This is a genomic window from Streptomyces sp. FH025 (genome assembly GCF_017427025.1).
GTDB lineage: Bacteria > Actinomycetota > Actinomycetes > Streptomycetales > Streptomycetaceae > Kitasatospora.
On record NZ_JAFLNG010001139.1, the window covers coordinates 1 to 1,417 of the forward strand.

Consider the following 1,417-nt stretch of genomic DNA (forward strand, 5'->3'; position numbering starts at 1 on the left):
GGCGTGCGGGGACCACCAGGCGTGCAGCAGGGTGGCGGCGAGCAGCGCGAGGGCGGAGGTGGCGAGGACGATCGGGCCGTCGGAGCCGTGCAGGACGACCTTCGCGATCAGGTCGGCGGCGGTGACGGAGAGGAAGGCGGCGGCGAGTTCGACGGTGTCGCGGCGCCAGCGGCGGGCACGGTGGAAGGAAGGCTTCGAGTGCTCCATGGCCTCCACCGTGCCCGACCGGTGTTTCCCGATCACGAACCCGTCGTGACCCGGCCGTTAAGGTCCGTCCGGGGGTGTTACGGCTGCAGTTCGCGCGCCGCGGCCTTGACCTCGTCGAGCAGGAGGCGGAGGTCCTCCTCGGTGGTGGCGGCGTTGAGCAGGCAGGCGCGGAGCATCTCGCGCTCGCCGAGGCGGGCTCCGGTGACGAAGACCCGCCCGCGCCGCTGGACGGCGACCGGGAGCTCGCGGTTGAGGGCGTCGAGGGCGGCTTCGTCCAGGCCCGGGGCGCGGTGGCGGAACGCGACGATCGAGGTCTGCACCTCCGCGAGCAGCTCCAACTCCCCGTCGGCTTCGACGAGTTCGCCGAGCCTCCGGGCGAGCGCGGTGCAGTGGGCGATGTCCCGGGCGAGGCCGGTGCGGCCGCGGTGGGCGATGGTGGCCCAGACCTTGAGGGCGCGGAACGGGCGGGTCTGCTCGGTGCCGTACTCGGAGAACCAGCCGAGCGAGCCGGCCGCCTCGTCGCGCAGGTAGGACGGGACGAGGCTGAAGGTGCCGCGCAGCTCGTCGGTGTCGCGGACCAGCGCGCAGCCGCAGTCCACCGGGACGCCGAGCCACTTGTGCGGGTCGAGGGCGAGCGAGTCGGCGCGCTCCAGGCCGGCGTAGCGGTGCGCGATGGCCGGGTCGAGCCGGCCGAAGGCGCCGTACGCGCCGTCCACGTGCAGCCACAGGCCCTGTTCCTCGCACAGGTCGGCGATCGGGCCGAAGGCGTCGACCGCGCCGGTGCCGACGGTTCCGGCCGAGGCGACCACCAGGAAGGGCAGCAGCCCGTCCGCGCGGTCGCGTTCGACGGCCGACCGCAGCTCGGCGGCGTCCAGGAGGCCGTCGGGGCCGGTGGCGACGGTGCGCAGGTGCCGGCTGCCGAGGCCGAGGAGCTCGGCCGCCTTGCGGACGCAGGAGTGGGTCTCGCCGGTGACGTAGCCGACCAGCGGCGGCAGGCCCGCCAGGCCGTCCTCGCGGACGTCCCGGCCGGCCAGCCGGGCGGCGCGGTTGCGGGCGGCGGCGAGGCACACGATGGTCGCCATCGAGGTGCCGGAGGTGAGCAGCCCGCCGCCGGCCGGGTGCGGGAAGCCGACGAGCTCGGCTATCCAGCGGACCACGGCGCGCTCCAGGTGGACGTCGGCGTGGTCGCCGCCGGCCGAGCTGGGGTTCA

The 1,417-nt window shown here is 75.3% G+C and carries 1 protein-coding gene and 1 pseudogene; both read right to left on the minus strand.

Annotated elements, in window-relative coordinates; translation table 11 throughout:
- Positions 1-207, minus strand: a pseudogene (locus J0670_RS37980) (GNAT family N-acetyltransferase); the annotation flags it as partial.
- 77 nt (positions 208-284) lie between these two features.
- On the minus strand, positions 285-1,417 hold a 1,133-nt coding region (locus J0670_RS37985; protein ID WP_207817325.1), incomplete at its 5' end, for a pyridoxal-dependent decarboxylase.